5 protein-coding genes are annotated in these 10,996 nt (G+C 26.8%); 2 read left to right on the top strand and 3 right to left on the bottom strand.

Annotated elements, in window-relative coordinates:
* The first annotated feature begins 135 nt into the window (after positions 1-135).
* Both rpoB and rpoC read left to right on the top strand, forming a co-directional pair.
* Positions 136-3,846 (top strand): DNA-directed RNA polymerase subunit beta, encoded by a 3,711-nt coding sequence (gene rpoB / locus SPIRDC1_RS09475; protein WP_174481585.1) that lies wholly within the window; start codon positions 136-138, stop codon positions 3,844-3,846.
* Between the two features lie 24 nt (positions 3,847-3,870).
* Positions 3,871-7,623: a DNA-directed RNA polymerase subunit beta' gene (gene rpoC, locus SPIRDC1_RS09480; protein WP_174481589.1), complete on the top strand. Its 3,753-nt coding sequence runs from the start codon at positions 3,871-3,873 to the stop codon at positions 7,621-7,623.
* A gap of 73 nt (positions 7,624-7,696) precedes the next feature.
* Here rpoC and SPIRDC1_RS09485 read toward each other — a convergent pair whose 3' ends face one another.
* The 3 genes from SPIRDC1_RS09485 to SPIRDC1_RS09495 form a co-directional block, all read right to left on the bottom strand.
* Positions 7,697-8,689, bottom strand: a complete 993-nt coding sequence (locus SPIRDC1_RS09485) for a TIR domain-containing protein (protein WP_174481586.1) — start codon at positions 8,687-8,689, stop codon at positions 7,697-7,699.
* Positions 8,690-8,837: 148 nt separating this feature from the next.
* Entirely contained in the window at positions 8,838-9,545 is a 708-nt protein-coding gene (locus SPIRDC1_RS09490; protein WP_174481587.1) for a hypothetical protein, read from the bottom strand.
* Positions 9,546-10,020: 475 nt separating this feature from the next.
* Complete coding sequence (locus SPIRDC1_RS09495) at positions 10,021-10,425, bottom strand: hypothetical protein (protein ID WP_174481588.1); 405 nt, start codon at positions 10,423-10,425, stop codon at positions 10,021-10,023.
* Positions 10,426-10,996 lie beyond the last annotated feature (571 nt).

Consider the following 10,996-nt stretch of genomic DNA (forward strand, 5'->3'; position numbering starts at 1 on the left):
TTTTCTGTTTGTTATTTAACTAAAAATTATCAACTTAAAACTTAATATTTTATCAAACTAATTAGTAATTTAATACTAATTAACTGAAATCAAATTATTTGATTTTAATAAATTTTTAAAATTGGAGATGAACCAATGTCATATACTACAAAACAATTTGGTCATTATGTTAAAAGACGTGACTATACTAAAGTATCAGGAAATTTAGATCTTCCTGATTTAATTTCAATTCAACGTGATACTTATAAATGATTTATTGATACAGGAATACAAGAAGTATTTAATGAAATATTTCCGGTAACTGATAATGATAATCGTATTATTTTATCATTGATTGATTGAGAATTTCGTAAACCAAGAAGAACATTAAAAGAAGCAAAAGATGAGTCAAAAACTTATGAAGCACCAATCTATACAAAATTATCTTTATCAATTCATGAAAATAATCGTCATTTAACTATTGCTGCTAAAGATAATATTTTAGATTATTTAATACGTTGAATTAAAGACCAATTTGGTATTAAAAATATTAATGAACCAAAAGTTAGTGATAATATATATTATTTTGAAGAAAAAAATGTTCATGCTAATAGTGAATTTTCAACTATTGAAGTTACTATTAAAAGTAGAGAAGAAGATGTTTTAATTGTTGATTATACATTAACTCGTGAAGGAGATGTATTTTTAGGTGATTTTCCATTAATGACACAAAAAGGAACATTTATTATTAATGGAAGTGAAAAGGTTGTTGTTTCACAATTAGTTCGTTCACCAGGTGCATATTTTAAAATTGAAATTGATCCAAAAACCGGATTATATAAATTTTTAGGTGATTTAATTCCATCACGTGGAACTTGACTAGAATTTGAAACTGATTCTAAACGTAATAAATTAGTTCGTAATAAAAATGCAATTAAAGATATTATTCAAGTTAAAATTGAAAAATCACGTAAAATTGCAGTAACCACTTTACTTACTGCCTTAGGATTAACTAAAGATGATGTTATTAATATAATTGGTAAAGATGATGTTTTATTAAATACTTATGAATATGATGAACATCAAAATTGACCAGTAGCAGTACAAGAAATTTATAAAAAAATTAAAGCCGGAGAAACTGCCAGTGTTGATGGTGCTGCAAAATTTTTAACTGGATTATTATTTGATTCAAAAAAATATGATTTAACAAAAGCAGGAAGATATAAGTTAATTCAAAAATTAGCTATTACAGATCGTATTTTAAATTACACTCTAGCTGAAGATATTAAAGATATTAGAGGTAAAGTTGTTTTATCCAAAAAAACAGTAATTGGTAAATCACAATTAGAAATTCTAAAAACAGTATTAGAAGAAGGAGCATGTTTAGTACCTTTAAAAACATCAATTAGTGATAGTGAACCAAAACATTATGTGCAGTTAATTAAAGTTTATAATGATAAAGAAAGATTAAATGAAGTTATTAATGTTGTTGGAATTAATCCTAAGTGTAAAGAAGTAATTATTACTATTGCTGATATTTTAGCAACTCTTTCTTATATTTTAAATTTTGTTCATGGTATTGGTAATGCTGATGATATTGATCACTTAGCAAATCGTCGTATTCGTACAATTGGTGAATTACTACAAAACCAATTTCGTATCGGAATGGGACGTATTGAAAAAAACGTTAAAGAAAAAATGTCAACTACTGATAGTGATAAAATGAAACCAGCAAATATTACAAATAATAAACCATTAACAGCGATTATTGGTGAGTTTTTTAACTTATCACAATTATCACAATTTATGGATCAAACTAATCCATTAGCAGAATTGGCTAATAAAAGACGTTTAACTGCTTTAGGACCTGGTGGATTATCACGTGATCGTGCTAGTTTAGAAGTTCGTGATGTTCACTATTCTCACTATGGAAGAATTTGTCCAATTGAAACTCCTGAAGGACCTAATATTGGTTTAATCAATAATTTAGCCACTTATGCTCGTATTAATGAATACGGTTTTATTGAAACACCTTACCGTCAAGTAATTGCAGGTAAAATTACTAATGAAATTAAATATTTAACTGCCGGTGAAGAAAAGAATTATATCATTGCACAAGCTAATATTGAATTAGATACTAATAATGTTATTAAAAATAATAATGTTATTGCTCGTAGTAATGGTCAGAATATTATTGTTGGACCAAACGAAGTTGAATATATTGATGTTTCACCAAAACAAATTGTGTCAATAGCTACAAGTTGTATTCCCTTTTTAGAAAATGATGATGCTAACCGTGCTTTAATGGGTGCTAATATGCAACGTCAAGCAATTCCATTATTAAAACCACAAACACCAATTGTTGGTACGGGTGTTGAGTATGCTGTTGCTCGTGACTCAGGATTAGCTATTGTTGCTAATTTATCGGGAGTTGTACAATATGTTGATTCTCATGAAATTATTATTAAATCAGAAGATGAAGTAACAACTTATGAGTTAAGTCGTTTTGAACGTAGTAATCAAGGAACAGCAGTAACTCATGTGCCATTAGTAAAAGTCGGTGATAAAGTTGAAGTTAATCAAATTTTAGCAGATGGACCTTCGATGAAAGATGGTGAACTTGCATTAGGACAAAATGTAATTATTGCTTTCATGACTTGACATGGTTATAACTATGAAGATGCTATTATTATTAGTGAACGTTTAGTAAAAGATGATGTTTATACTTCAATGCATATTGAAGAATATAATTTAGAATGTCGAAAAACAAAACAAGGTAAAGAAGAAATTACACGTGAAATCCCTAATACTTCTGAACAATCAAGACGTTATCTTGATGATGAAGGAATTGTTTTAATTGGAACTGAAGTTAAAGAAGGAGATATTCTTGTTGGTAAAGTTACACCAAAAGGTCAAACACAATCAACTGCTGAAGAAAAATTATTAGCAGCTATTTTTGGTGAAAAATCACGTAATGTTAAAGATAATTCATTACGAGTACCTAATGGTGGTACTGGAATTGTTCAAGGTATTAAACGTTATAAACGTGAAGATGGTTTTGACTTACCTTCAGAAGTAGAAGAAGTAGTTAAAGTATTTATTGTACAAAAACGTAAAATCCGAGAAGGAGATAAAATGGCTGGAAGACACGGAAATAAAGGTGTTATTTCTAAAGTCTTACCAATTGAAGATATGCCTTTCCTAGAAGATGGAACACCGGTTGATATTATGTTAAATCCATTAGGAGTACCATCGCGGATGAATATTGGACAAATTCTTGAATTACACTTAGGAATGGCTGCTAAAACTTTAGGAATTAAAGTAGCAACCCCTGTTTTTGATGGTGCAAAAAATCAAGACTTGTTAGATATTATGAAAGAAGCAAAATATAATGACTTTGATAAATTAACATTATATGATGGTTTAACTGGTGAAAAGTTTGCCAAGAAAATTTCAGTTGGTGTTATGTATATGTTAAAACTATCACACATGGTAGATGATAAATTACATGCTCGTAATGTGGGCCCATATTCATTAATTACTCAACAACCATTAGGTGGTAAGGCACAAAATGGTGGACAAAGATTTGGAGAAATGGAAGTTTGAGCATTAGAAGCTTATGGTGCTGCTCATACTTTACAAGAAATCCTAACTATTAAATCTGATGATATTAAAGGTAGAATTAAAACTTATGAAGCGATTCTACGTAATAAACAAATTCCAACGCCAGGTATCCCTGAATCATTTAATGTTTTAACAAAAGAACTACAAGGTTTAGGAATAAATATTGTGTTAATTGACGAAAAAGGTCAAGAACAAAAAGTTGTAACTTACGATGAAGAAGTCGAAAGTTATCTTGAGGATTAGAAAAGGAGTAATAAATATATGCAAATGCAAAAAAATTCAAAACATTATACTGCCCTTAAAATTTCTCTTGCTTCTCCCGATCAAATTCGCTCATGATCACATGGAGAAATTACAAAGCCAGAAACAATTAATTATAAGTCATTAAAACCTGAAAAAGATGGATTATTTGATGCACGAATATTTGGACCAACTAAAAATTATGAATGTACTTGTGGTAAATATAAGAAAATAAAAAATAAAGGTAAAGTTTGTGAACGTTGTTTAGTAGAAATTACTGAAGCAATTGTTCGACGTGAACGTTTAGGACACATTGAGTTAGAAGAGCCAGTAACTCATATTTGAATGTTAAAGGCTTCTCCTTCAAGAATTGCGTTAGCATTAGATATGAAAGCTAAAGACTTAGAAGAAGTAGCATATTTTGTTTCTTATATTGTTTTAGATCCAGGGACTGCTAAAGGTTTAAAACAAAAAATGATTATGGATTTAGGTAATGCTAAATCTTCAACTGATACTCGTAATCGTTTACGTAAAGTATTTGCACAAATTTTAGAACAATTAGAACCTTCTTCTTTTGCTTATACTCGTGCTCAAATGTTAACTGATACTTTAGCAGATACTTCACGTCCATTTTCAATGGATGAATGTGCTCAATTTATTACTAAACATACTGGAACAAAATTTGGAATTGGTGCTTCAGCTATTGAGTATTTATTAAAAAATATTAATTTAGAAAAAGAATTTCTTGCCATTAAAAAACAATTGACAAACAAGAAATCACAAACTGATCGTAGAAAACTAGAACGTCGTTTAGATGTTATTGATTCATTTGCTAAATCAGGAAATAAACCAGAATGAATGGTATTACACGCTATTCCGGTGATTCCACCTGATATTCGTCCAATTATTCAGTTAGATGGTGGTCGTTTTACAACATCAGAAATTAATGATTTATATCGAAGAATTATTATTCGTAATGAACGCTTAAAAAAAGTAAAACAAATGGGAGCACCAATCTTAATTATTAATAATGAAAAAAGAATGTTGCAAGAATCAGTTGATGCTTTATTTGATAATGAACGTAAAGCACGTCCAGTAACAGGAAGAGATAAACGTCCATTAAAATCTTTAACTTCAACATTAAAAGGAAAACAAGGACGTTTCCGTCAAAACTTATTAGGTAAGCGTGTTGATTATTCAGGTCGAAGTGTTATTGCTGTTGGTCCGGAATTAAAAATGTATCAATGTGGTATTCCTCGTGATATGGCAATTATTTTGTTCAAACCTTTTGTTGTGCAAAGATTAGTTCATCAAGAATTAGCTTTAAATATTAAAATTGCTGAAAAATTAATTGAAATTCAAGATGAACGAATTTGAGATGTTTTAGAAGAAGTAATTAAAGATCGTCCTGTCTTATTAAACCGTGCTCCAACTTTACACCGTTTAGGAATTCAAGCATTTGAACCAATTCTAGTTAAAGGGAAAGCTGTTCGTTTACACCCACTAGTAACTCCTGCTTTTAATGCTGACTTTGATGGTGACCAAATGGCTGTTCACGTGCCAATTACTCAAGAAGCAGTAGCTGAAGCAAGAAGTTTAATGTTAGGTTCAAAAAATATTTTAAGTCCTAAAGATGGTAAACCAATTGTTACGCCAACTCAAGATATGGTTCTTGGTAATTATTATTTAACTATTGAAAAATTAGATGAATTAGGTCAAGGTTCAATTTTTAAAGATGTTAATGAAGCAATTAAAGCTTATGATACAAAACAGGTTTCATTACATGCTATTATTGGAATTCGTGTTGCTAGTTTAGGTGCAAGTAAATTTGCTGCTACCGATCAAAATAAATTTTTAATTACTACTATTGGTAAGATTATTTTTAATCAAATGTTTTCAGAAAGAATGCCATTTATTAATCGCCCAAATATTATTAATTTAACTGAAACTCATAATGAAGATTTAGTTGCAACTGATGTTGATTTTCGTGAATTTATTAAAAAAAGAGTTATTGTTGAACCATTTAAGAAAAAAGCTTTAGCAGATATTATTCATAAATATTTTAAAACTTTTGGAACTCAATTAACTGCACAAATGTTAGATAAAATGAAAAATCTTGGTTTTAAATTTTCAACAATTTCAGGAACAACAATTTCTGCAGGCGATGTTGTATCTTATTCAGGTAAAACAAGATTATTTAAAGAAGCAGATGAATATGTTAAAACAATTAACAAGTTTTATAAACAAGGTATGTTAACTAATCGTGAGCGTCATTACCATATTATTAATAAATGAAGTGGTATTAAAAACAATATTCAAGTTGAACTAGAAACAGTTTTAAGAAAAGATATTGAAAATCCAATCTTTATGATGTGAGATTCAGGTGCTAGAACTAATATTAGTAACTTTACTCAATTAGTAGGGATGCGTGGTTTAATGAATAATCCAAAAGGAGAAGTTATTGAATTACCAATTAAATCTTCATTCCGTGAAGGATTAAATGTTTCAGAGTTCTTTATTTCTACCCATGGTGCTCGTAAAGGAATGGCAGATATGGCGCTTAAAACTTCTGACTCAGGTTATTTAACAAGAAGACTAGTTGATGTTTCACAAGATATTATTGTTACTGAAGAAGATTGTAATACCGGTAATGGCTTTATAATTAGTGATGTTGTTGACCAAAAACGTAATAATATTATTGTGCCGTTACGTGACCGTTTATTTGGACGTTTTGTTCAAGGTGATGTTGTTGATAGTAAAAATAATGTAATTGTTGCAAATAATGAATTAATTACTGAAAAATTAGTAGAAACAATATTAGAGGCAAAAATTACAAAAATAAATATTCGTTCAGTTTTAACTTGTGAAGCAAGTTATGGTGTTTGTCAAAAATGTTATGGTATTAATTTAACAACAGGTTCTATTGTTGCTATTGGCGAAGCAGTTGGAATTATTGCAGCGCAATCAATTGGTGAACCAGGAACTCAACTAACGATGAGAACTTTCCATACTGGAGGAGTTGCTGGTGGTAGTGATATTACCCAAGGATTACCAAGAATTAAAGAATTATTAGATATTACTAATCCCAAAGGTGCTGTTGCTATTATTAGTGAGTTTGAAGGTAAAGTAACAGATATTCGTGAAGAGCAAGGAATTTATACAATTACTGTAAAGTCAAAACTTGACTATAAAGAATACAAAACTCAATATAATGCGCAGGTAAGAATTAAAATTGGTGATAATGTTAAGATTGGCCAAAAACTAACTGAAGGTGCAATTAATATTACACAATTACTAGAAGTAGCAGGAATCATTGAAGTTCAACAATATATTTTAAAAGAAGTACAACGTGTTTATCGTTTACAAGGAATTGAAATTTCTGATAAGTATATTGAAATTATTGTAAAACAAATGTTGAATCGTATTTTTGTAGTTGAAGGTAATGATTCACCATTATTGCCTGGAGCGATTGTTGATATCAAAGAATTTAAGAATGTTAATGCCAAAATTATTGTTGCTGGTAAAAAACCTGCTTTTGGTCATCCAATTATTTTAGGGATTAAAAAAGCACCATTAGAATCAGAATCATTCTTGGCTGCTGCTTCTTTCCAAGATACAACAAGAGTATTAACTAATGCTGTTATTAAGTCAAAACAAGATAATTTACGTGGTTTAAAGGAAAATGTTATTTTAGGAAACTTGATACCGGCCGGTACTGGTTTAATGCCAACTGAGAAGTTAATAGGTATGGGTAATTCTTCACTTGAAGAAGAATACTAAATTAAATATTTAAAAAGTGAGAATTTTATTCTCACTTTTTAAATATTTAATTTTATTTTACTAGTTGTATGTTTTAAAGATACGATAAATATATTTCTGGACATTCTTGTGTATAATTAATTTTACCAGAATTTATAAATTTTTTTGTTTTTTTATTAAACTCTTGCATTGTTTTTTCAGATTTTTCTTTTGCTTCACATTCTTCTGAATTATCTTTTTTATGGAGATGTATTCTTTTAAAATTTTCGTCTTTCAGTATACTTGTTTCTTGTAGTTGACTACCAATTCCACTATCTTTACTATTATGTTTTAAAGATAATTTTCTTAAAAGATTACTTTTATTATCATCTTTAGTAAAGTCCGTTGTAATTTCTTGTAGTAATTGATTGTTAATTTCACTATCTTGACTTGAAGTTAATTTTGCATTATCTATTTCTTTTTTTTCATTAAAAACAGTATCTTTAGTATTATCTTTTAAAACAGTTGGTTTTAAAAAACTAGGGCTGATAACATTTTGATAAAACATTTCTTCTTTTTTATGATTAGATTGAACTTTATCAAGTAAATTTTTAAGAATTATTATATCTGAAAAGATTTCATCATAAGTAGCAATAATTGCATGTTTATTTATTACCGTTTCATATATTCTTTGACCAGCATTTTCTTGGGTGATTAAAGAAGAATAATCACAAGTGTTATTAAAATTACAATTTGTTTTTGCTTTTTTAATAAAATCAGCAGTTAAAAGTATTATAAAACTATTTATCTTCTTTCTTCTATTTAAACTTCCATATTTATTTAATGAAGCTTCAATTTCTCAGTCAATATGTTGTCTACATTTTGTATGTATTCCTAGAATAAGAATAGTAATAGTTGTATCCTTTAAATGATTTTGTCTAATAGTTTTAGCGATTTCATTATTTGATCATGTGGTATCAATATCCCCTATTTCTACAGAGATGTCTTTTATATTTAAATAATTAGCATACTTTTTAATTAACTCTGCTAATTGGTTTTTTTCTTCTTGTTCTCTTAGATGATGATATGAAATAAAAATTTTTCTCACTGTTTAACTCCTTTTTTTAACATTATTAAAAATTATGTTTTATAATCAAAAAATTATAAAACATAAGTCTTAATAGGTAATTTTAAAGATATTGTTTTAAAAATTTAAATTTGTTTTTTACTTATATTTTATTTAAACATTTAATATTTTAATCTGTGTAGTTTAATAATTTTTTGAGTTGTTCATTAGTTGCAGTTGAAAGTGAAAGTATTGAAATAAAATATAAATATTTGTTTTCTATTAAATCTTTTCTAACTTTATCAATTTGTTTTCAAAAATCTTCGATTTCTTTTTTGCTTAAATTTTCATCATTAATGATGAAATTACCATTAGTGTCTATTTTTGTTAGTGATCTACTAGCAATTAAGATTGGTCTGATTTTTAAATTCATAATTTTTAAAATTACATCTGTTACTAAGTTATTGTTATCGGAAGTTAATAATATTTGTTTACTTTCATCAAAAGTATTTTTAATACTTTTAATTGCTTCAGAAACTCTTCCTTCGGATTTATTTACTAATATTGAACTTGTCAAAATTATAAAAAAATTTCAGGCAATTTTTGTTGGTTTTTTATTAACTCCACTTTCTGATTTTAGAAATTTTTTAAATAAATTTATATCAACATCTCTAATAAATATTTCTTTAAAATATTTTCTTAGTTTTATTTTTAATTCTTTTTTCGTTCCTATCATTTGACTAAAATCATTTGAAGAAAGTATTCTTTTAACTTTGTTTTTTTGTTTATAATTTAATAAAAATTTTATTAATAAAAACATTAAAAGTAATATAAAAGAAATAAGTAAGCTAGAACCAGAAATAACACCTATTCAACTAAATATTTCATTTTGACTCAATTTAATTTTCCTTTCAAATAACATGAAATATGATATTGATATTGAAATATGATATTGATATTTAATCTTAATTATACATAGAAATAATAAAAAATAAATATTTATTAAGTGTATTTTACAAATTTTTGAATATGTGAAAGGGTCACCCCTAAGTTGCAAAAAAATAATGTTTTAAGTTAGTAAGGAGACTTTTTTATGGCAAGATATAGTAAGGAACTAAAATTAAAACTTAGATAAAAAAATATTTTTTGTTAAAATATAATTGATTTAGTTAAGTATCATTTTTCGGACGTATGAGATTAACCCTTAGAATTATGAGTAACATTAACAATATAACTGCAAATTCTATGATTTGTTAATTAAATTATATCATAAATTTTAAAAATATTAAAAAATATAATTACAAAATTACATTTAAACAACACAAAAATCCTAATCTTAAAATTAGGTTTTAAAAATATGAAATTGCAAATTTTTAACCACTATTAAGATAATTTCTAGAATTTAAATAATTTGCTTTTGCTATTAACAGATTATTTAATGTTTGATAATTATATATTTTTGCTCCATTAGTTAAAGATTTTAAAAAATGATAAACATCACTTTCTGCAGAACATCCAATATTTCATGAAGCATTTTGATTGACAATACCATGAGCATTATTTTTAAAATAATTATATACTTTTTCATTAACATTAGGTTTTAAAAAAGAAAGTAATTGATTACAATCTCCACTTGCAAAAGTAGTTGTTCCATCAATATATTTAGTTCAATCATGAGATTCTTTTTTCTTACCTTTAACTCCAACAAAAGATTTTCATAAATAACTATAAGCATGATATTTATCTAAAATATAATAACATCCCAATCAAGTAGCCATTGCTTTAATTCATAATGCACCATCACCAGCAACTACTAAATTATAATTATGATACTCTCATTGAACTCCTAATATATTTAATTTAATATCATAATGATTAAGAATAGTTTGTGTTGTAAAATTATATAATTGTTCTTGATTTAAACCATTACCAGATTTAAATAATAAAAATGCAGTTATTTTCTTATCTAATTTATTTCTATATGAATAAATTTCTTTTTTTCCTAAATTAAAAGTTAAAATTCTACAACAATATTGCTGTTTTAAACCATTTTCATCTCAACAAGTAATAAAAGCATCATCTGCACATATATTTAATTTTTGATTATCTAATACTTTAAATTTTTCTTCTGGTATTCATTTTGCATTTTTTGCATTTTTAAAAATTCTTGAAAGCTACTTGCTACTTGCTACTTAGCCCTTTTTACTAGACCATTAATTTAAAAAAAAACTTGAATGTATTCGAAAAACAATTGTGTTATACAATTAACACTAATTTTGACATGAAAGGATTTTTAATAATGGATAAAATTAAACAAATAGCATTAGTAATTAACAAGTTAAATATCAA

It is taken from the genome of Spiroplasma endosymbiont of Danaus chrysippus (assembly GCF_902809815.1).
Taxonomy (GTDB): domain Bacteria; phylum Bacillota_I; class Bacilli_A; order Mycoplasmatales; family VBWQ01; genus Spiroplasma_E.